The 19,973-nt window shown below is 70.8% G+C and carries 17 protein-coding genes; 6 read left to right on the top strand and 11 right to left on the bottom strand.

The window, feature by feature from the left end:
* Positions 1-44: 44 nt before the first annotated feature.
* The 9 genes from ACQY4O_RS05210 to ACQY4O_RS05170 form a co-directional block, all read right to left on the bottom strand.
* Positions 45-1,046 (bottom strand): SMP-30/gluconolactonase/LRE family protein, encoded by a 1,002-nt coding sequence (locus ACQY4O_RS05210; protein WP_428375151.1) that lies wholly within the window; start codon positions 1,044-1,046, stop codon positions 45-47.
* 11 nt (positions 1,047-1,057) lie between these two features.
* On the bottom strand, positions 1,058-1,831 hold the full coding sequence (locus tag ACQY4O_RS05205; protein WP_428375150.1) for an SDR family NAD(P)-dependent oxidoreductase: 774 nt from the start codon (positions 1,829-1,831) through the stop codon (positions 1,058-1,060).
* Positions 1,832-1,845: 14 nt separating this feature from the next.
* The gene (locus tag ACQY4O_RS05200) at positions 1,846-2,412 is read right to left on the bottom strand and encodes an SIS domain-containing protein (RefSeq protein ID WP_428375149.1); all 567 of its coding nucleotides are present in this window, start codon (positions 2,410-2,412) and stop codon (positions 1,846-1,848) included.
* Complete coding sequence (locus ACQY4O_RS05195) at positions 2,412-3,446, bottom strand: ABC transporter permease (RefSeq protein ID WP_428375148.1); 1,035 nt, start codon at positions 3,444-3,446, stop codon at positions 2,412-2,414. Before ACQY4O_RS05195 ends, ACQY4O_RS05200 begins: the two co-directional genes overlap by 1 nt.
* Positions 3,443-4,459, bottom strand: coding sequence for an ABC transporter permease (locus ACQY4O_RS05190; RefSeq protein ID WP_428375147.1), 1,017 nt, complete (start codon positions 4,457-4,459; stop codon positions 3,443-3,445). Before ACQY4O_RS05190 ends, ACQY4O_RS05195 begins: the two co-directional genes overlap by 4 nt.
* Positions 4,452-5,933, bottom strand: a complete 1,482-nt coding sequence (locus tag ACQY4O_RS05185; RefSeq protein WP_428375146.1) for a sugar ABC transporter ATP-binding protein — start codon at positions 5,931-5,933, stop codon at positions 4,452-4,454. Before ACQY4O_RS05185 ends, ACQY4O_RS05190 begins: the two co-directional genes overlap by 8 nt.
* Positions 5,934-5,972: 39 nt before the next feature.
* Complete coding sequence (locus tag ACQY4O_RS05180; RefSeq protein ID WP_428375145.1) at positions 5,973-6,971, bottom strand: substrate-binding domain-containing protein; 999 nt, start codon at positions 6,969-6,971, stop codon at positions 5,973-5,975.
* A 105-nt stretch (positions 6,972-7,076) separates the two neighbouring features.
* Positions 7,077-8,480 (bottom strand): ATP-binding protein, encoded by a 1,404-nt coding sequence (locus ACQY4O_RS05175; protein WP_428375144.1) that lies wholly within the window; start codon positions 8,478-8,480, stop codon positions 7,077-7,079.
* Positions 8,473-9,150, bottom strand: a complete 678-nt coding sequence (locus tag ACQY4O_RS05170) for a winged helix-turn-helix domain-containing protein (RefSeq protein WP_428375143.1) — start codon at positions 9,148-9,150, stop codon at positions 8,473-8,475. The genes ACQY4O_RS05175 and ACQY4O_RS05170 overlap by 8 nt, the downstream gene beginning before the upstream one ends.
* A 128-nt stretch (positions 9,151-9,278) precedes the next feature.
* Between ACQY4O_RS05170 and ACQY4O_RS05165 the strand changes: the two genes are divergently transcribed.
* Genes ACQY4O_RS05165 through ACQY4O_RS05150 form a run of 4 tightly spaced genes read left to right on the top strand, consistent with a single transcriptional unit; the run spans position 9,279 to position 15,758 of the window.
* Entirely contained in the window at positions 9,279-10,313 is a 1,035-nt protein-coding gene (locus ACQY4O_RS05165) for a YncE family protein (RefSeq protein WP_428375142.1), read from the top strand.
* Between the two features lie 5 nt (positions 10,314-10,318).
* On the top strand, positions 10,319-11,662 hold the full coding sequence (locus ACQY4O_RS05160; RefSeq protein ID WP_428375141.1) for a TolC family protein: 1,344 nt from the start codon (positions 10,319-10,321) through the stop codon (positions 11,660-11,662).
* Complete coding sequence (locus tag ACQY4O_RS05155) at positions 11,659-12,711, top strand: efflux RND transporter periplasmic adaptor subunit (RefSeq protein WP_428375140.1); 1,053 nt, start codon at positions 11,659-11,661, stop codon at positions 12,709-12,711. The genes ACQY4O_RS05160 and ACQY4O_RS05155 overlap by 4 nt, the downstream gene beginning before the upstream one ends.
* Positions 12,708-15,758, top strand: a complete 3,051-nt coding sequence (locus tag ACQY4O_RS05150; RefSeq protein WP_428375139.1) for an efflux RND transporter permease subunit — start codon at positions 12,708-12,710, stop codon at positions 15,756-15,758. Before ACQY4O_RS05155 ends, ACQY4O_RS05150 begins: the two co-directional genes overlap by 4 nt.
* 30 nt (positions 15,759-15,788) lie before the next feature.
* Here ACQY4O_RS05150 and ACQY4O_RS05145 read toward each other — a convergent pair whose 3' ends face one another.
* Positions 15,789-16,940 carry an MFS transporter gene (locus ACQY4O_RS05145; RefSeq protein ID WP_428375138.1) on the bottom strand — a complete coding sequence of 384 codons (1,152 nt, stop codon included), beginning with the start codon at positions 16,938-16,940 and terminating at the stop codon, positions 15,789-15,791.
* 105 nt (positions 16,941-17,045) lie between these two features.
* On the opposite strand from ACQY4O_RS05145, the gene ACQY4O_RS05140 reads away from it, so the two are divergent.
* Together ACQY4O_RS05140 and ACQY4O_RS05135 are read left to right on the top strand one after the other, a co-directional pair.
* Positions 17,046-18,542 carry a hypothetical protein gene (locus ACQY4O_RS05140; protein WP_428375137.1) on the top strand — a complete coding sequence of 499 codons (1,497 nt, stop codon included), beginning with the start codon at positions 17,046-17,048 and terminating at the stop codon, positions 18,540-18,542.
* Between the two features lie 11 nt (positions 18,543-18,553).
* Positions 18,554-18,988 carry a hypothetical protein gene (locus ACQY4O_RS05135; protein WP_428375136.1) on the top strand — a complete coding sequence of 145 codons (435 nt, stop codon included), beginning with the start codon at positions 18,554-18,556 and terminating at the stop codon, positions 18,986-18,988.
* On the opposite strand, the gene ACQY4O_RS05130 is transcribed toward ACQY4O_RS05135, so the two are convergent.
* Positions 18,966-19,964 (bottom strand): NAD-dependent epimerase/dehydratase family protein, encoded by a 999-nt coding sequence (locus ACQY4O_RS05130; protein ID WP_428375135.1) that lies wholly within the window; start codon positions 19,962-19,964, stop codon positions 18,966-18,968. The two genes, ACQY4O_RS05135 and ACQY4O_RS05130, sit on opposite strands and share 23 nt — an antisense overlap.
* Between the last annotated feature and the right edge of the window lie 9 nt (positions 19,965-19,973).

Below are 19,973 nucleotides of genomic sequence, written 5' to 3'. Positions count from 1 at the left end.
CTCGCCCCCTGTCAAAGCCGGGGCGTCTGCGGCGGTCCGGACGCTCAGGAACGCGGCGCTCCTACCGTGTTGAGATAGAGCGCATAGACCGACGTGCTGGCCGCCATGAACAGCCGGTGCCCCTTGCGGCCGCCGAAGCACAGGTTCGCGCAGGTCTCCGGCAGGTGCACCTTGCCGATCAGGGCGCCATCCGGCGCGTAGCACCGGACACCGTCCTCGCCGGGATCGGCCCAGCCCATGCTGCACCAGACATTGCCCTCGATGTCGGTCCGCAAGCCGTCGGTGAACCCCGGTGCAAAATCCTCCGCGAAGATGCGTCCGCGGTGCAGCTGCCCGCGCTCCACGTCGAACACCCGGATATGCGCGGGGCCGCCATGCGTGATGCCGCTATCCACGACATAGAGCCGCGTCTCGTCGGGCGAAAAGGCAAGGCCGTTCGGCCGGACGAAATCGTCGGCGGCAACCGTCGCCTGCCCGGTCGCGGGATCGAGGCGATAGACATGCCGCGGCAGTTCCGCCTCCGCCGTATGGCCCTCGTAGGGGCCATCGATGCCGTAGCCGGGATCGGTGAACCAGACCGCGCCGTCGGACGCCACGACGATGTCGTTCGGCGCGTTCAGGCGTTGGCCCCGGTAGCTGTCCATGAGCACGGTGATGCGGCCATCCGGCTCGGTGCGGGTGACGCGACGCGCGTCATGCTCGCAGGTGACGAGGCGCCCCTGCCGGTCGCGCGTGTTGCCGTTGGCGTGATGGCTGTGCGCGCGGAACACGCTGATATGCCCGTCTTCCTCCAGCCAGCGCATGATCCGGTTGTTCGGGATGTCGCTCCAGAGCAGGTAGCCGCCATCGGCGAAATAGACCGGCCCCTCCGCCCAGCGGAACCCGGTGGCGATGCGCTCGATGGCGGCATTGCCCTGCCGCGCGGTGAAGCGCTTGTCGAGCGCTTCCACCGCCGGGCTCGGATAGCGCGTGCCCGGCAGATCGCCGAGCGGCAGCGGCGCATGCCGACCGAAGGGCTGCTCGCCCGGATGCGAATTCCAGTTCATCGGTCGTTCCCCTACTGGGCCAGATACCCGCCATCGACCGGCAGCACCACGCCGGTGATGAAGGAGGCGGCATCCGAGGCCAGGAACAGGATCGCCTGGGCGACCTCGTCCGGCTGCCCCAGGCGCGCCATCGGATGCATCGCCTTCACGCCGGCGACGTACTCCTCGGACAGCTGCTTCACCGCTTCGGTGGCGATCGTGCCGGGCGCCACGGCGTTCACCCGGATGCCCCGCGTCGCCAGCTCGACCGCGAGATGCTTGGTGATCCCGGAGGCGACGAACTTCGCCGGCCCGTACACCGCCTGGCCTTTCTGCCCGGCCTCGCCGGAAATCGACGACAGGCAGACGATCGCGCCACCGCCGGCGGCCAGCATCGCCTCGGCGGCGAACTTGCAGGTCAGGAACATCCCCCGCCCATCGACCGCCATCACATGGTCGAAATCCTCCGCCGTCGCGGTCAGCAGATCCAGTTCCGGAATGATCCCGGCATTGGCGACCAGCACGTCGATGCGTCCGAAGCCGTCCACCGCGGCCTGGATCATCGCCCGCGCGTCATCCACCTTCGACACGTCGCCCACCGCGACCCTGACCTCGATCCCCGCGGCCGCGATCACCGCGCGCAGGCTCTCGAGGCGCGCCGCGTCGACATCGTTGATGACCAGCCTGGCGCCCTCGGCCGCGAACAGCAGCGCGGTCGCCCGGCCGATGCCGTTGGATGCTCCGGTAACGACGACGGCGCGGCCTTGCATCCGGCCATGGCCGGCGCCGACGGTCTCTGTATTCATGTCCAAATCTCCAGTCATTCGAGGTTCGTATGTCGGGCCCGCATCGCATCCTCGGTCTCGCCCATGCGGTCGGCGAGCTGGCCTACGAGATACTCGGAGAGCATGAACAGCATGCCCTCGAAGGCGCTGCCCATCGTGAACGCGGACGGATCGCTCGAAGCCCGGGCCATGGTGCGCGCCGGCATCAGCAACACGAGGTCGGCAAGGCGCGCCAGCGGTGCCGCGGGCTCCGCCGTCAGCAGCACAACGCGGGCCCCTGCGGCGCGCGCGATTCGCATCAGCGAGGACGTGCTCTCCAGCGCACCGGGCCCCGCCGCCACCATGAGAAGATCGCCCACGGCCAGCGCCGGCGTCGTCATCTCGCCCACCTGGCTGGCCTGCAGGCCGAGATGGAACAGCCGCATGGTCAGCGCCCGCATCATCAGGCCCTCGCGGCCGAGCGCATGCAGGGCGATGCGTCGCGCCGCCAGCAGCTCGTCGATCAGGCCGTGCAGCGCCTCGGCGCTGACCTCGCCGGCGATGGTTCTTAACTCCGCTTGTGCGCTATCGAGCCAGCGGAGGAAACCGGCATCCTGGTCCATCACGAGCGTCCTGCAGTGGAGGATAGCGTGCGCCTGCGGCCCGGATAGCGCTGCCGCAGGACGCCGAGGCCGGAGATCGCCACCAGCGTCACGCCCCAGATCGTCAGCGTCAGGAACTCGCTCAGGCCGAGCAGATTGAAGCCGGTCGAGATCAGTTGCAGAATGGCGAGCGCGATCAGCAGCCCGCTCACCTTGCCGAAGCCGCCCGATGGATCGACGCCGCCGAGCACCGCGGCCAGCACCGTCACCAGCAGGAAGCTCTCGCCGTAGGCGGCGTTGGCCGAGTTGAAGCGCGCCATCATGATCACCCCGGCAAGCCCCGCCAGCAGGCCGGAGAGCACGTAGATGCGCACCAGCACCCAGCGCGTATCGACGCCCGAATAGCGCACCGCGGCGATGTTGGAGCCGATCATCGCGACCAGGTTGCCGAACGGCGAGCGGTTGAGCATGACCGCCACCGGCCAGGCGATCAGCAGCAGGATGAGCAGCGGCACCGGGATGCCGAGCAGGTTGGCATTGCCGAGATAGAGCACCAGCGGCGGGAAGCCCGAGATCACCCCGCCATGTGTCAGGCCGACGCTGAGCCCCTTGATCATCGTCATAGTGCCGAGCGTGGTCAGGATTGGAGAAACATCGAGATACGCGATGATGAGGCCATTGAGCGCCCCGATCAGGGCCGCCACCAGCAGCCCGCAACACAGGGCGCCGATCTGCAGTGCGATCGCAAGCGCGCCGCCGCCCTCCGGAATGTGGGTCAGCAGATACGCCGAGACCAGCGCGCTGAAGTCGGCGACAGCGATAATCGAGAGATCGAGGCCGCCCGACAGCAGCGCCACCATCATCGCCAGCGACAGCAGCCCGAGTTGCGGCACCTGCAGCGCCATCGCCCGCAGCGTGCCGAGCCGGAACAGCGGCGCGCCGACGACGGATCCGAACAGCAGCACCAGCGCCACGAACAGGACCAGCAGGACGCGGTTGGTCGCGCTGATCCGAACCGGGCGCCGGAGGGAAGACCGCCGGGCAGACGCGCTCATGGTGTCGCCGCCACTTGTGTGGCACCCGCGATCACGCGGCGCATCGAGGCGCGCTGGCGCCGCCGCTCCCAGGAGATCGTCGAGACCGCCACCAGGATCACCGCCCCGTCGAAGAACTGCGTCCAGTACGACGACACCCCGAGCAGGATGAGACCGTTCTCCATGCACGCCAGCACCGCCACGCCGAGGATCGCGCCGAGCACGGTGCCCTGGCCGCCGGTCAGGCTGGCACCCCCGAGCACCACCGCGGCCAGCACGTTCAGCTCACGCCCGACCAGCACGTTCGGCGCCACCGATTGCGCCAGCTGCGCCTGTGCCAGGGACGCAAGACCCGCGATGAAGCCCATATAGCCATAGACGATGAGGTTGAGCCGCCAGGCGTTGTAGCCGACCCGCGCCGCCGCCTCGGCGTTGCCGCCCAGCGCATAGATCTGCCGGCCGATGCTGGTGCGGTTGAGCAGCAGCCAGGACAGGCCGAAGCAGACGAACAGGCCGATGATCTGCGCGTTCAGCACATACGGATTCTGGTCGCGGTCGGTGTACACCACCCACGAGAAGGCGTTCAGGAACCAGTCCGGCATGTTGAACAGCTGGTTGCCGTGACTGAGGAACATCAGCATCCCGAAATACACGTTCAGCATGGCGATCGACACGATGATGCTGGAGATCCTCAGCGTGCTGATCAGCATTGCATTCACGATGCCCAGCGCTGTGCCGATGCCTAAGGCCACCGCGAACAGCATCAGCCAGCCGCCATGCAGCTGCATCACCGCGACCAGGGCCACGTACTGCGCCACCGAGGCGATCGCGGTGAACGAGATGTCGATGCCGCCCGACACCAGCACCACCAGCAGCCCTGCCGCCAGCATGCCGGAGAAGGCATAGGAGGTCAGCAGGTCGAGCCCGTTCTGCAGCGTCAGGAAGCGGCGGCTGGACACCGACAGCAGCGCGACCAGCGCCACGGTGGCGATCAGCAGCCGGAATTCATGCGTGCGCCGGAACGACTTAAGCATCGACCGCCTGCCTCAGCTCGGCCTCCGAGCTGTGCGCCGGCAGGAACTCCCCGGTGAGCTGGCCGTCGCGCATGATCAGCACACGGTCGCTATGGTAGAACACCTCCGGCACCTCGTCCGAGATCAGGATCACCGCGAGGCCGTTTTCCGCCAGGGCACGGACAATCGCGTAGATGCCGTCCTTGGCGCCGATATCGACGCCCACCGTCGGGCTGTCGAGGATCAGCAGGCTCGGGGACGTCGCCAGCCACTTCGCCAGCACGACACGCTGCTGGTTGCCGCCCGACAGCGTGCGCACCGCGTTCTCGGTGTCGGACACCTTGATGCCAAGCTCGTCCACCCAGTGCGAGACGGTCTGCTGCCGGCGCTGCTCGGGCACCAGCCCGAACCGTGCGGCCAGATCGCCCAGCACCGCGAGCGTGATGTTCGATGAGATCGGCTGCTGCATCACCAGGCCCAGCGTCAGCCGGTCTTCCGAGACATAGGCGATGCCGTGCGCGATCGCCTCGCGCGTGTCATGCCGGGTCAGGCGGCGTCCGCGCACCGTGATCGTGCCGGCGTCCGGCGCATTCATGCCGAACAGCGACAAGGCCAGCTCGGTACGGCCGGAGCCCAGCCGCCCGATGATGCCGAGCGTCTCGCCCGCGCGCACCGCGAGCGTGATGTCCCGGTAGTCGCCGGCGCGCGACAGGTTGTGCACCGCGAGCACGGTTTCGCCCACCGCCTCCCGCACGGCACGCGCCGTATAGTCGAAGCTCTTGCCGGTCATCAGCTCGCCCAGCCGTCGGCTGGTCATGTCGGACGCGGCAAAGGTGCCCACCTTCTCGCCGTTGCGCAGCACCGTCACCCGGTCCGCGATCTCGAGCACCTCGTCAAGCCGGTGGCTGACGAACATCACCGCGATGCCGCGCTGGCGGAGTTCGTGCGCGAGTGCGAGCAGGCTGTCCACCTCGCGCCGGGTCAGCGACGCGGTCGGCTCGTCCATGATCACCAGCTTCGCGTCGGCCGCCATCGCCCGGCAGATCGCCACCAGTTGCCGCTGCGCGATCGGCAGGTCGGCGACAAAGGCGTCCGGGTCGAGATCGACGCCGATACGAAGGATCGCGGCCTCCGCGGTCCTGCGGATGGCACGCCAGTTCACCAGGTGCACGCCGCGATGCAGCCCGGCGGCGATGTTCTCTGCCACCGTCAGGTTGGTGAACAGCGACAGGTCCTGGTAGATCACCTGGATGCCGCGCCGGATGCTCTCGCCCGGCGTCAGGCGGTGCAGCTCCTCGCCGAGGATGCTGATCCGGCCGCCGGCTTCGGGCGGCTGCACCCCGGAGATGATCTTGATCAGGGTGGACTTGCCGGACCCGTTCTCGCCGGCCAGGCAATGGATCTCCCCCACCTCGACCGACAGATCGACTTGGGCCAGGGCACGCACGCCGCCGAAGCGCTTCGAGATACCCCGGAGCTGCAGGAACCCGCTCATCGGGGTCGCTCCGGCCGCCGGATCGAAACCCCTCTCGCGTCAGAGTCCCTTGGCGATGAGGCCGTCCACCGTCTGCTTGTTGATGGCCAGCGTGCGGTCCACGCTGATCAGGCGGCCGGGGACATCGACATGCGCGCGGCCGAGGCCGGGGATGTCCATGCCGTCCTTGAACTCCGCCTTGCGCAGCGCGAGGCTGGCGACCGCGACCATGGCGTAGCCGGCATCCTTGGGGCTCCACACGAAGCACTCCCGCACCGAGCCATCCAGCAGCAGCGGCTTCACCTGCGACGGGATCGCGGTGCCCAGGATCGAGATCTTGCGCTGCAGGTGGCGCTGCCGGATCACGTTGCCGGCGCCGATCGCGCCGTTCGATCCGAAGCCGATGACGCCGCGCACGTCCGGATAGGCCTGCAGCGTGTTGCGCATCACCTGCTCGGCGGTGTCCACCTCGTCGGAGCCCGGAAAACGCGAGGTCGCCAGCGACATGTTCGGATAGTGCGCCTTCTGGTAGGCGATCGCCGCGTCCGCCCACTTGTTGTGCAGCGGCGTGGTCAGCGTGCCGACCATGATGATGTACTGCCCGTGCTCGCCCATGTTCCTGGCGAGCGCCTGCATCTGCGTCTCGCCGAAGGCGGTGCTGTCGATCATCTCGACGTCCCAGGTCCGGTTATCCTGGTTCGGCCCCTCCTGGGTGATCACGATGATGCCGGCATCCTGCGCGCGCTGCAGCACCGGCCCCATGACCTTCACATCGAGCGGCACCAGCCCGATGACATTGACCCGCTTGGCGATCAGGTCCTCGACCATCGAGACCTGGGCGGCAGGGTCGACATGCGCCGGTCCGGTCATCGTGGCATCGATACCGAATTTGCGGCCGCCCTCGGTGATGCCGGCGCTCAGCAGGTTGAACCACGGAATGCCGATGATCTTGGCGACCGTCACCATCTGTTCGGTGGCGGCGAAAGCACCGGCCGGCCATTCCAGCATTCCGGCCGCGGACGCTGCCGCCATGCCCTTGAGGGCGTCTCGCCGCTTCATCGTCTTCCCCCGTGCAGCCCCACCCTTTTAGCCGGGGGGTTCCTGTTGCGGCGGGATCATCCGGCAATCGCGCGGGGTTGTAAACCTGCCGGTCGCCCGGATCGATCAGGCCGTCCCGGCCTCGTCCGGAAACCTCAGGATGCATCGCAGCCCGGGCTCGTTGTCTGCCAGTGACAGGGTCGCGCCGTGCAGGGCGGCCACGGCCGCGACCAGGCTCAGCCCGAGCCCGCTGCCGGGAGACGTCCGGCTCGCATCGAGCCGCGCGAAGCGGCGCAGCACGAAGTCGCGGCGTTCCACCGGGATGCCCTGACCGTCATCGGCCACGACCAGCACCACGTCAGCGGCCTCGCGCAGGCCCGAGATCGAAACCCGGCTGCCCGTCTGGGTGTGCAGGAGTGCGTTCTCCAGAAGGTTGGCCAGCAACTGGTTGAGCAGCGCCCGGTCGCCACGCACCGCGAGGTCTGCCGGCACATCGGCCGCGAGCCCCTGCCCGCGGCTGTCCGCCAGCGGCCCGTAGGCATCCAGCAGCGTTTGCACCAGCGGGTCGAGGGCGACCTCGACGAAACCTTCCCGGTGCGCGCGCGCCTCGATCTGCGCGATGCGCAGCAGCGACGTGAAGGTGGCCAGGATCACGTCCACCTGCGTGCCGGCGGCATCCAGGGTGTCCTGCAGCGCCGCCATCGACGTCTCCCGGCGCCGTGCCAGTTCGAGCCGTTGCCGCAGACGGGTGAGCGGCGTGCGCAGGTCGTGCGCGATGTCGTTGGAAATCTGCCGCACCCCTTCGACAAGCAGTTCGATGCGCTCGAGCATCGCGTTCAGGCTGCCGCAGAGATGATCGAACTCGTCGCCGGAGCCACCCAGCGGAATGCGTCGTGACAGGTCGCCGGCCATGATGGAGCGGGTCGCGCGGCTGATCGCCTCGATGCGCCGCAACACCAGCATCGCCATGAGCAGTCCCCCGCCCAGCCCGAGGATCGCGATCACGCTCAGGCTCCAGAGGAACGCGTTGAGCAGCGACCGGCGCATGTCGTCGCGTGCCGAGGCGCTGATGCCGACGAACAGGAAGCCGTCGTCGCGCAGGCGCACGCCGTCGCCCTGTATCGGCGGCCCGCGACGCACCGGCGTCGCCTGATGCGACCAGCGCAGCGTGCGCCATCCCGGCAGCGGCCGGATCGGCTGCATGTTGCCCGCCAACGCCCGCCTGTCGCGGTCCTGCAGCAGATAGAAGAAGCCGGGCGAGTGCCGGGTCAGTGCGTCGATCACGCCGCGCAGCCGCGTCGTTTCGTCCGCACGGGGCCCGGCTGCGGCATCCGCGCGGATTTCCGCCAGTTCGTTGGTCACCGTCGCGTCGATCTGGCGGGTGAGGAAGCTGTCAGCGGTGACGGCGATGATCGCGAACAGCACCAGCACCGACAGCGTGAACAAGGCCGCGTAGAAGAGCATCAGCCGGAACGACGAGCTGCGCACCAGGCGTCGCGCGGTGCCGCGGGACGCCGCGGTCTCAGTCACCGGGTGCGGCCATCATGTAGCCGGCGCCGCGCACGGTCCGGACCAGCTCGGGCCGGTCGCGGCCCAGCTTGTCGCGCAACCGGCTGACATGGCTCTCCACGATGTTGGTGTTCGGATCGAAATGGAAGTCCCAGACCTGCTCGAGCAGCATGGTGCGCGTCATCACCTCGCCCTCGTGTCGCATCAGGTGCTCGAGCAGGCGGAACTCGCGCGGCTGCAGGACAATCGTCTCGCCGCCGCGTCGCACCGCCCGGGTCAGCAGGTCGATCTCCAGGTCGGCGACGCGCAGGCTGGTGGCCGCACCCGGCGCCTGCCGCCGACGGCCCAGCGCCGTCACGCGCGCCGCCAGCTCCGCCAGCGCGAACGGCTTTACCACGTAGTCGTCGGCGCCGGCATTGAGACCCGCCACGCGATCGTGGATGCCGTCCAGCGTGGTGAGGAACAGCACCGGGGTGGCGATCCCGGAGGCGCGCAGCAGCCGCACCAGCGACAGCCCGTCGAGCTGCGGCAGCATGCGGTCGACGATGATCACGTCCCAGCTCTCGGCCGCGGCGCGCACCAGCCCGTCGCGGCCATCCACCGACAGGCACAGCTCGTGCGCCGCCTCGCGCAGCCCTTCGCAGATGAAGGCGGCGGTCTCGGCATCGTCCTCGATCAGCAACAGGCGCATCCGCCGCATCCCGCCTGACCGGCGGGCTCCGTCAAGTTGTCGATCCACAATCTCCGCCTCATCGCCCGCGAAGCAGCCTGCGTCCAGCCTGGCTGCCGATGCGACCAGCCTGCTTGCCCATCAGGACCATGCCCATGACCCTTAGCGCCGGAACCCGACTTGCCCGCGTCCTGCTGCTGGCGTTGCTCGCCGGCGGCGCGGCTCCAGGCCCCGGCGGACCCGCTCCAAGCCCTGGCCGCATCGTCGCCGACCTGCGCGGAGCGGACGCACCGGGCCTGTGGGACTACGCCGCCATCGATCCCGATGCGGCGCGACTGCTGGTCGCCCGCATGTCCGGCGTCGAGGCGTTCGACCTTGCCGGCGACCGGCCGGGACGCGAGGTGGCCGCCGGGCGGCACGTCCATGCGGTGGTGCCGCTGCCGCGACACCGCCTGCTGTTCACCAACGGCGACACCGACACCGCCACCATCGTGGAGGCAGGCAGCGGCAGGGTCGTGGCGACATTGCCGACCGGGGCGAAGCCGGACGGCGCGATCTACGATCCGGCTGCCGGGCAGGTGCTGGTCATGGATGGCAAGGACGGGACCGTCACCCGCATCGACGTCGCCGCGGCGACGCCGAAGGTCGCAGGCCGCATCGCCGTCGGCGGCGCACTGGAAGCCCCCGCCCTGGATGCGGGCGGCGGCCGGCTGTTCGTCAATATCGAGGATCGCGCCCAGATCGCCGTCGTCGGGCTCGCCTCCGGCCGCGTCACGGCGCGCTATCGGCTGGCCGGCTGCGACGCCCCGACCGGCCTTGCCTATGACGGTCGCCACCGGCTGCTGGTGGCGGCCTGCGCCAATGGCGTCGCCAGCGTGCTGCGCGAGGACGGGACCGGGGTGGCAACCCTGCCGATCGGCCCGCATCCGGATGCGGTGCTGGCAGATGCGGCCCACGACCGCATGTTCATCCCCAGCGGCGGCAACGGCACCGTCGCCGAAATCGCGCTGTCGCCCGCCCCGCATGTCGCGCGCCTGTTCACCACACGCCACGGCGCCCGCACCGGCGCCTACGATCCGCGATCGCAATGGCTCTATCTGCCCTATGGCGAGGTGACGCGGCCGGGCGGCCAGCCGGCGCTGGTGCCGGCCAGCTTCGGCATCCTCGTGATCGACACCCATTGAACCGCATGGCGGCCCGTGTCGTCACGGCGCTGGCAGTGGCCTCAACGCTGCAGAGCTGCGCGACCTTCACCGCGCTGCCGCTGCAGCGGCAGGCCGGGCTGGCGCCCGACCTGGCCGCGCTGCGGCACGACGCCGCGCTGCCGCCGGCGCTCGGGGTGTCGGACATCGTCCGCCTGGTCTTGCTGAACAACCCGGATCTCACGGCTGTCCGGGTGCAGCACAGCGTCGCCGAGGCGCAGTTGCTGCAGTCGGGCATCCTGCCGAACCCGCAGGCCAGCCTCTCCGCCACCCCGACCCTGGCCGGGCCGGGCACGACCACCGCCTGGAATGCCGGGTTCACCCAGGACCTGCGCTCGCTGATCCTGCGACCGAGCCTGCAGCGCACGGCCCGGGCCAGCCTGCGGCAGATCGACGCGCAGATCCTCTGGCAGGAGTGGCAGGCCGTCGGCCAGGCCCGGCTGCTGGCGGTGCAGCTCATCGAGGAGCAGCGCACGCTGGCCCTGCTCGACGACCTGCGCCGCGTGCTCGCCCGGCATGTCGCCGAACGCCAGCAGGCACTCGCGGCCCGTGACGCCACCTACACGCTGCTGGCGCCGGACCTCGCGGCCCTGGCGGACCTGGAGGCTCGCCTGCGGGATGCGAGGCGGCTCGCCCTGCAGCAGCGCCACACGCTCGCCGCCCTGCTCGGCCTGCAGCCCGAAGCGGCTTTCACGCTCGCCCGGACCGTCGACCTGCCGCCGCTCGATGCCGAGGCGATCCGCGCAGCACTGCCCGGCCTGCCGGAGCGCCGGCCGGACCTACTAGCCCTGCGCTGGGGCTACGAGGCCGCCAACCAGAGGCTGCGCGGCGCCATCCTGTCGCAGTTCCCGAACCTGTCGTTCGGCGCCAGCGGCGGCAGCGACAACTCGAATGTCCGCGGCTTCGGGCCGCAGCTCAACCTCGAATTGCCGCTGTTCGACCGCAACCAGGGCAACATCGCCATCGCGCGCGCGACCCGCCGGCAACTGCATGACGAATACGGCGCGCGCGTCACCGCGACCGAAGGCGACGTGCGCGCCCGGCTCGACGAGATCGCGCTGCTGCGGGCGCAAATCGCGGCGGCCCGGAGGCGGCTGCCGGCGGTCCGGGAGGCCGCCAGGACGGCCCTGCAGCCGGACAGCGCGCAACTGCTCGATCCGCAGGTGCGCATCGACCTGCTCGCCGCCAGCACCACCCGGGAGGCCGAGTTCATCGCCCTGCAGCAGTCGCTGCTCGAGCAGGAGGTCGCCATCGAGACGCTCGCCGGCTTCGGCATGCCGGCCGCGCGGACGGACCTGCCGCGACGCCTGCAGGTGGCATCCGATCGATGACGCGCGGATACATAGCGGCGTTGCTGTCCGGGTTGCTGCTTGGCATCGCGGCGGCCAGCGGACAGCCGGACGCTGCCCTGGCGGCCGGGGTGTCCGTGCCCACCGTCCTGGTCACCACGCAGATGCCGAAGCCCGGCACGCTGCCGGACCGCATCGAGGCCTACGGCACCGCCGTTCCGGCGCGGGACGGCACCGAGGCGCTCAGCCTGCTGCAGGACGGGAGGGTGCGCCGGATCCTGCATGCGCCCGGCGAGGCGGTGCGGCAAGGCGAGCCGGTCCTGGAATGGGACGCCTCGGCGGCCGCCATGCAGGCCTGGGAACAGGCACGCTCCGGCTACGCCCTGGCGCAGCAGCAACGCAGCCACGCCGCCCTCCTGCTCGCGCGTCACCTCGCCACCCGGGACCAGCTCGACCAGGCCGACAAGGCGCTGGCCGATGCAGCAGCAGCGCTCGACGGCCTGCGGCGCGAGGGCGCCGACCAGGCGATGCGCCTCGTGCGGGCGCCGTTCGACGGCATCATCGTGACGCTGGCGGCGAGTGCGGGCGAGCACGTCGCCGCCGCGGCCCCGCTGGCCACCCTCGCCCGCCGCGACCGCATCGTCGTCACCGTCGGCGTCGATCCCGCCCGCATGGCCTCGGTCCATGCCGGACAGCCGGCGACCGTGCAGGCGCTTGCCGGCGGCCCTGAGCTGGCCGCCGCGGTGCGGCGCGTCGATGCGGCGCTCGATCCGCGCAGCCGCCTGGTCGATGTCGACCTCGCCGTGCCGGCGGGTGCGGTCCTGCCCGGCGCCGACTGCGCCGCCGCAATCACGGTCGGCACGCTGCAAGGCTGGCTGCTGCCGCACGCGGCGGTGCTGCAGGATGCCGAGGGCAGCTTCCTGTTCCAGATCCGGGACGGCAAGGCGGTGCGCGTGCCGGTCACCGTGCTGGGCACCGACGCCGACACCGACCTCGTCTCCGGCGCCCTGGAGGCACGCCGTGCCGTCGTTCTCGACGGCGCCGCCCAGCTTTCTGACGGGGCCGCGGTGCGCGAAAGCGGCGCTCCTTGAGGCTTCTCGCCCGCCACGGCCGAACCTTCGTAGTCGTCGCCGTCGCCCTGGCGATCGCCGGCGCGGTCGCCGCGCTGTCGATGCCGGTCGGGCTGTTCCCGCAGGTCGCGTTCCCGCGGGTGGTCGTCGATCTCGAGGCCGGCAGCCGTCCGGCGGACCAGACCGCGCTGCTCGTCACCCGGCCGGTCGAGGAGGCGATCCGCACGGTTCCCGGCGTGCTCGGGCTGCGGTCCGACAGCAGCCTCGGCTCGGCGCAGGTCGCGATCGATTTCGGCTGGGGCCGCGACATGGTGGCGAGCACGCTGCTGGTGGAGGCGGCGATCGCCCAGGTGATGCCGGGCCTGCCACCGGGCACCGGCTTTGCCGTCCGGCGCATGGACCCGACGGTGTTTCCGATCATCTCGTACGCGTTGCTGCCGGCGGCCGTTGCCGGGCCTGCGTCGCAGGCTGCGCGCCCGGTGGCGTTGCGCGACCTCGCCTCGCTGCAGATCGTGCCGCTGCTGTCCTCGATTGCGGGCCTTGCGCGGGTCTCGGTGCAGGGCGGCGACGTCGCCGAACTCGAGGTGCAGGCGGATGTGCACCGGCTCGCCGGCTACGGGCTGACGCTCTCCGATCTGGCGCGCACCGTCGCATCCGGCAGCGTGCTGCAGGCGGTGGGACAGTTGCAGGACCGCGACAAGCTGTTCCTCGCGATCGCCGGCAGCGCACCGTCGGATGCCGCCGGCATCGGCGCACTGGTGGTGTGTTCGGGTCCCGGTGGCGTGGTGCGGGTGCGCGACATCGCCAGCGTGGTCGCGGGCGTGGTGCCGCAATGGGTGCGCGTCACCGAGGATGGCCGTCCCGCCGTGCTGCTGAATGTGTACGAGCAGCCGGACGGCAACGCGGTCGCGGTGGCGGCCGGCGTCCGGCAGCGGCTTGCCGGCCTCAAGCTGCCGCCCGGCGTTCGGCTGGTGAACTGGTACGACCAGAGTCAGCTGGTGACGCGGTCCGCCGGCAGCGTGCGCGATGCGGTGTTGGTCGGGCTGGTGCTTGCCGGCCTGGTGCTGATGCTGTTCCTGCGCAACTGGCGCATGACGCTGATCGCCTGCGCCACCGTGCTGGCGACGCTGGCGGTGACGATCATCCCGCTCATGCTGCTTGGCCTGAGCTTCAACATCATGACGCTCGGCGGCATCGCGGCTGCGGTCGGGCTGCTGATCGACGACGCCATCGTCATGGTCGAGCACATCGCGCGCCGCGCCCGGGTGCGCGACGATGTGCTGCCGGCCGCATCCGAGTTCCTGCGGCCGCTGACCGGCTCGTCGCTGGCAACGCTGATCGTGTTCGTGCCGCTGGGGTTTCTCGGCGGCGTCACCGGTGCCTTCTCGAAGGCCTTGTCGATCACCATGGGCTCGGCCCTGCTGGTCTCCTACGCGATGACCGCGCTGGTCGTGCCGTCGCTGGCGCGCAGGTGGATCGACTTCTCCCGCCGGCAGGAGCCCGGCGCCCGCGGCAACCGGCTGGAGCGATCCCATGCGGCGCTGCTGTCGGCGCTGTTCGTGCGTCCGTGGCTGCTGCTGGCGCCGCTGTTGCCGCTGCTGGTCCTCGGATGGATCGCCTATCAGCGGGTTGCGACCGGCTTCATGCCGAAGGTCGACGAGGGTGGCTTCGTCATGGACTACTACACCGCCCCGGGCACCTCGCTCGACGAGACCGACCGCGAGGCCGCCCAGATCGACGCGATCCTGCGCCGGCTGCCCGAGCTTGAGACCTTCTCGCGCCGGCTCGGCACCGGCCTCGGCGGCGATCTCGGCGAAAGCTATCACGGGGACTATTTCGTCAAGCTGCGCGACGGGCACGCACGCGCCACGCCCTCGGTCATGGCGGATGTCGTAGCGCGTGTCGGACAGGACGTTCCGGGCGTGCTGATCGACACCGCGCAGCCGATGGAGGACCTGATCGGCGACCTCACCGGGGCGCCGCAGCCGGTCGAGATCAAGCTCTACGGGCCGGACACCGCGCATCTGGTGCCGGTCGCACGCCGGGTGGCGGCCGCGATCGGCCGCGTTGCCGGCACGGTCGAGGTGCATGATGGCGTGAGGCTTGCCGGCGACGGGCTGGACCTGCGTCTCGATCCGGTGCGCGCCGCCCTGGAGGGGATGGATCCGGCATCCATCGCGCAGCAGGCCGCCGACGCGCTGGGCGGCACGGTGGCGACCAGCCTGGTGCTGCCGACCAAGGTCCTCGGCGTGCGCGTCAGCCTGCGGGGCGCGCGCAGCTTGCGCGAGGACGGCCTGGCCAGCCTGCCGATCCGGGCGCCGGACGGGCACGTCTTTCCGCTCAGCCGGGTCGCGCGCCTGCGGCTGGCGCTCGGCCAGCCGCAGGTCTCCCGCGACAGCCTGCAGCCGATGATCGCGGTCGCCGCCCGAATCGAGGGCCGCGGCATCTCCAGCGTGATCCGCGACATCCAGGCAGCCCTCGCCGGGCCCGGCCTGCTGCCCGCCGGCACGCGCTACGAACTGGGCGGCCTCTACCGCCAGCAGCAAATCGCCTTTGCCGGCCTGCTGCGGGTGTTCTGCGCCGCGATCGTGGCCGAGCTGCTGCTGCTGATGTTCCTCTATGGCGGGGTGGCCATCCCCCTCGTCGTCATCGCGTGCTCGCTGCTGTCGAGCATCGCGGTGTTCATCGCACTCTGGCTGACCGGCGTGGAACTCAACATCACCGCGCTGATGGGCATGACCATGATCATCGGCATCAGCACCGAGATGGCGATCTTCTATGTCTCGGAATATGCGGCCCTGGCGATAGCGATGCCGCCGGCCGAGGCGTTGCGCGCCGCCAGCCGCAACCGGCTGCGCCCGATCACCATGACGACGCTGGCCGCCATCCTCACCCTGCTGCCGCTGTCGCTCGCCATCGGCGCCGGCTCGGCGATCCAGCAGCCGCTGGCCATCGCCATCATCGCGGGGCTGCTGCTGCAATATCCGCTGGTGCTGCTGGCGATGCCGGTGCTGATCGGGCTGGTTGCACGGCCAGCCCGATCAGCACCGGCAGCCGGCGGCGGATGAGCCCGGCCGGCGCGCAGCACCTGCGCCGGCTCACCGACCAACGGCTGCGGCCGGGCGCTCCACCCGTATGCCGATCGCAACCGGCAAGGCAAGCGCGCACATCGCCGCCATGCTCCAGAACGAGGCGGCGCCGAAACGGCCGTACAGCGACCCGGAGGCCAGCGTCACCACCGTCGACATCGCTCCCATCGCGACCGTCGCATAGAACGCCTGCGCGGTGGCGGCGAGCCGCGCCGGCACGATCCGCCCGATCATGTCCATGCAGGCCAGGTGCAGCAGCGCGAAGGTCAGGCCATGCAGCGGCTCGACCAGCGCCATCGCCGGAAACCAGGCGGTGCGTGCCGCGACACCCCACCGCACGATCCCCGCGGCGGCGGCCAGCGCCATCGCCCGTCCCGGACCCAGGCGCTCCACCATGCGTCGGCCGAGGAACAGGAACACCGCCACCTCGGCCGCCACCGACATCGACCACAGCACGCTGGCCTGCCCGGCGCTCAGGCCGGCGGAGCGCCAGCGTATCACCTCGAAGCCGTCATGCAGCGCATGGCTGCCGCCGATCAGCGACGCGGCCAGCATCAGCCGGCGAAACACCGGCATGGCGAGCAGCGCCATGATCGCGCCCGGCGCGCCTGGCGCCGCCCGGGTGCCGGCGACACGGTTCGGCACCGTCCAGGCAGCGCCAGCCGCCAGCGCCAGCAGCCCGGCATTGAGCCAGATGATCACGCCGAGGCCGGCTTGCGCGACGCACTGCCCGGCCGCCAGGGTGCCGGCGATGAAGGCGGCGGAGCCGGCCGCGCGCACCCAGCCATACTCGAACTCCGGCCGCTGCCGCGACGAGCCGAGGGCGAGCGCATCGGCCAGCGGTGTCAGCGGCGCCAGCGCGGCGGCATGCAGCACGCTCACCAGCAGCAGCAGCGCCAGCCCGCGGGCGGGGCCGTAGCCGAGCGCCAGCACGGCGGCCGCGGCGGTCATCGCGCACAGGATCGCGGCCGGCCGGCCGGTGCGGTCGGCGAGCCGTCCCCCGGCCGGTCCCGCCAGCAGCCGGATCGCGGTGCCCCCCGCCAGCACCACGCCGATCGCCGACGGCGCCAGGCCATCCTGCTGCAGCAGTCCCGGCAGGAACGGGGACGCGACCCCGAAGGCGGCGAACAGCACCGCGTAGAGCACCAGGAAACGCGGCAAGGGCGATCGCGCATGCACCACGCCGCAAGGACGCCTCCGGCGCCGCGGCGTTCCCGGCCGACGCCTCCGATGCTAAGGGACGCGTCCGTTGACGCGGGATCCCGCATGCTGCCTCGCCTCGCGCCATTCGATTTCGCCCTGCTCGTCGGCGCAGCGCTGGCGGCGTTCCTCATGCTGGGCCCGGCGCTGACCATCCCGCTGCATATCCCGATCAACTACAACGAAGGCTGGGACGCCGGCTTTGCGACGCGGGCGGTGCGGCCGGACGCCGGCCCGCTCTATCCGGGGCCCGGCAGTCTCGTGTTCGACAACTACCCGCCGCTCGGCTTCCTCATCGTGGGCGCCGCTGGCCGGTTCGTGCTCGGCGACATGATCGTGGCCGGACGCGTGCTGGCGCTGCTGGCGCTGCTGGCGAGCGCCGCCCTGCTCGGCCTGTGCGTTCGCCAGCTGGGCGGCAGCGTCCGCGCGGCGTGGGCGGCCGCGCTGCTGCTGCCACTGTTCATCGGCATCTACTTCAGCGGCTACGTCGCGATGGACGATCCGCAATGGCTGGCCCACGCCTTCATGCTGGCCGGACTGGCGATGCTGCTTCGGCACCACGCCCTGCGGCGGCTGCGGCAGCGCACGATCCCGTCGCCGCAGATCGTCCTTGCCGCAGCACTCATGGTGGCCGGCGGCTTCGTCAAGCACAATCTCGTCGCCTTGCCGCTGGCGACGACCCTCTGGCTCGCCTGGCTGAACCCGCGCGCGGCGCTGGCATGGATGCTGGCAGCCGCAGCCTGCATCGCGCTCGCACTCGCGGCCATGCAACTCTGCTACGGCCACGCGGCCTTCGTGGACATCTTTCAGCACCGCCGGATCATCCAGCCGCATCTGTGGACCCGCGCGATCGACAGCCTTGCGCCCCTGGCGCCGACGGGGATCGTCATCGCGCTGCGGTTGCGACGGCGATCCGCCGGAGATGGCGCGGTGCTCGCCGCGTTGTTCATCCTCGTGGCATTGGCCACCGGCATCGCCGGCCGGATGGGGGAAGGCATCTATTACAATGCGCATTTCGAGGCGGTGATCGCGCTGTGCCTCGGTCTCGGCCTGGCGCTGGAACCCGCCATCGCCGCAGCGCGGCCGGCTTGGCCACCCGCGCGGACCGTCACGCTGCTGGTGTTCGCAGCCCTGCCGATCCTCGGTGCGCTGCCCTGGCACCTGCCGGTGGTCTGGCGAAACATCGTCGAACGCCGCGCGCGCGAGGCGGCGTGGCAACCGATCATCGCGCGCCTGCGCGCAGCCGACGGGCAGACCGGCTGCCTGATGGCGTCGCTATGCTACTGGGCCGGCAAGCCTATCGACATCGACATGTTCAACCTGACCCAGTACGCCCTCACCGGCGGATCGCTCGCCGGCTTTAAGGCCATGGTGGCGCGCGGCGGCTTCGTTCTGTTCCAGAACGACAGTAGATCGTTCACGCACGCCGATGCGGTGCAGAAACTGGGCTTCGACCCGGTCATGGCGCCCTTCGCCGGTCGCTACAGGATCGTCCTCACCGGCCCGAAGGGCACGGTCCTGCTGGCGCCGACACCGCCCGCCATCCGGCCAGTATCGCAATGATCGGACATGCCATGCGCTTTTGCCAAGCTTCGTCGGCGCCCCGCCCGCTGGCGCTGGCGCTGCTTCTGCTCGCCGCGGCCTGCGACCCCAGGGAGATCACCGTCAATCCCGCGCTGGCGCAGTTCGACGGCCTCTACCGGGGCAGCGAGACCTCCGACCAGGTCGCCAGCGCGTGCGGAACCACCGGGAGCATCATCAAGTTCGAGGTCTCCGACGGCCAGGTCGCGGTGCAGACGCATCGCCATAGCGGACGCCTCCTGGGCACGGTCGGAGCCGACGGCCAGCTGGTCATGCAGAACGCCGACGGCAGCCGGCAGCTTTCGGGAGCCATCCAGGATGGCGTCCTGACCGCCGTCGAGACCTCAAGCTCCACCAGCAACCAGGACCCCTATGCCAGCGCCGCGCCGCCCTGCACCAGCACCATCAGGGCGACACGGATTTCATGAGAGAGGCGTGGCGCGACATGTCGCGCCACCAGGCCACCAGCTCCGCCAGCCCGTCATCGAGCGGGATGCGTGGCGTCCAGAGTGCCGAGGGCAGATGCAGCGCGGGGTCGCTGGACCAGTCGCGGTGCAGGATCTCGCGCGCCTTGCCGGTGCCGAACAGCGGCGGCCTGTGCCGCAGCATCCCCCAGGCCTCGCTGGTCGCCCCGGCCGCCCGGATCAGCAGGTCGGGCGCTGGCACCGGGTGCGGCGAGCGCCCGAGCGCCGACCCGATGCGGCGCAACAGCTCGCTCCAGCGATAGCCGTCGGCGCGCTCGTCGCAGAGCTCGAACATCCCCGCCGCCGGACCGCCGGCTGCCAGCGCCGCGACACAAGCGGCCGCGTCCGCGACGTGGAGCATCGCGATCCGCGGTTCCGGCCTGACCAGGGGGGCGAACCGCCCGCTGGCCAGCCGCAACAGCGCGAGGCCCGCCTGATCCCATGGCCCGTAGATGACGCCGGGCCGCAGCACCAGGCACCCGCCGCTGCCCAGCTCCGCCACAGCCGCCGCTTCGCCCATGCGCTTGCTGGCGGCATAACCAGACAGATGCGGTGCCCGGGCCGCCAGAGACGAGACCAGAATGAACCTTGCCTGCGGCTGGTGGCGCGCCACCGCCTCGGCCAGCATGCGCGTGCCGTCCCGGTTGACCCGCATGAACTGCACCCGGCTGCGCGCCTTGACCAGGCCCGCGGCATGCACGACGACGGCGGCATCCTGCACGAGGCGCGACAGCGCCGCAGCATCGCGCATGTCGCCCCGCACCAGCTCCAGCCGGGTTCCCGCCAGCACCGGATGCGTCGCCGAGCGGTGCACCAGCAGCCGGACCCGCCATCCCGCCTGGTCGAGGGCGAGCGCGACCCGCGATCCCAGGAACCCGGCGCCCCCGGTGACGACCGCAATCCGTCCCGCGCCGCCGGACCCGGCGGCTGCCCTTGTCACGCCCGCGCC

This window comes from Lichenicoccus sp. (assembly GCF_965277665.1).
Classification (GTDB): domain Bacteria; phylum Pseudomonadota; class Alphaproteobacteria; order Acetobacterales; family Acetobacteraceae; genus Lichenicoccus.
Note: the sequence above shows the minus strand (reverse complement) of the source record. Positions and strands in the feature narration are given on the sequence as shown.

Bases quoted from the DNA above. Each gene is read 5' to 3' on its own strand.
- ACQY4O_RS05170 (WP_428375143.1), bottom strand. From the start codon at position 9,150: ATGCGCCTGTTGCTGATCGAGGACGATGCCGAGACCGCCGCCTTCATC.
- ACQY4O_RS05135 (WP_428375136.1), top strand. From the start codon at position 18,554: ATGCGCTTTTGCCAAGCTTCGTCGGCGCCCCGCCCGCTGGCGCTGGCG.
- ACQY4O_RS05155 (WP_428375140.1), top strand. From the start codon at position 11,659: ATGACGCGCGGATACATAGCGGCGTTGCTGTCCGGGTTGCTGCTTGGC.
- ACQY4O_RS05210 (WP_428375151.1), bottom strand. From the start codon at position 1,046: ATGAACTGGAATTCGCATCCGGGCGAGCAGCCCTTCGGTCGGCATGCG.
- ACQY4O_RS05190 (WP_428375147.1), bottom strand. From the start codon at position 4,459: ATGCTTAAGTCGTTCCGGCGCACGCATGAATTCCGGCTGCTGATCGCC.
- ACQY4O_RS05205 (WP_428375150.1), bottom strand. From the start codon at position 1,831: ATGAATACAGAGACCGTCGGCGCCGGCCATGGCCGGATGCAAGGCCGC.
- ACQY4O_RS05180 (WP_428375145.1), bottom strand. From the start codon at position 6,971: ATGAAGCGGCGAGACGCCCTCAAGGGCATGGCGGCAGCGTCCGCGGCC.
- ACQY4O_RS05200 (WP_428375149.1), bottom strand. From the start codon at position 2,412: ATGGACCAGGATGCCGGTTTCCTCCGCTGGCTCGATAGCGCACAAGCG.
- ACQY4O_RS05195 (WP_428375148.1), bottom strand. From the start codon at position 3,446: ATGAGCGCGTCTGCCCGGCGGTCTTCCCTCCGGCGCCCGGTTCGGATC.
- ACQY4O_RS05140 (WP_428375137.1), top strand. From the start codon at position 17,046: ATGCTGCCTCGCCTCGCGCCATTCGATTTCGCCCTGCTCGTCGGCGCA.
- ACQY4O_RS05185 (WP_428375146.1), bottom strand. From the start codon at position 5,933: ATGAGCGGGTTCCTGCAGCTCCGGGGTATCTCGAAGCGCTTCGGCGGC.
- ACQY4O_RS05160 (WP_428375141.1), top strand. From the start codon at position 10,319: ATGGCGGCCCGTGTCGTCACGGCGCTGGCAGTGGCCTCAACGCTGCAG.
- ACQY4O_RS05165 (WP_428375142.1), top strand. From the start codon at position 9,279: ATGCCCATGACCCTTAGCGCCGGAACCCGACTTGCCCGCGTCCTGCTG.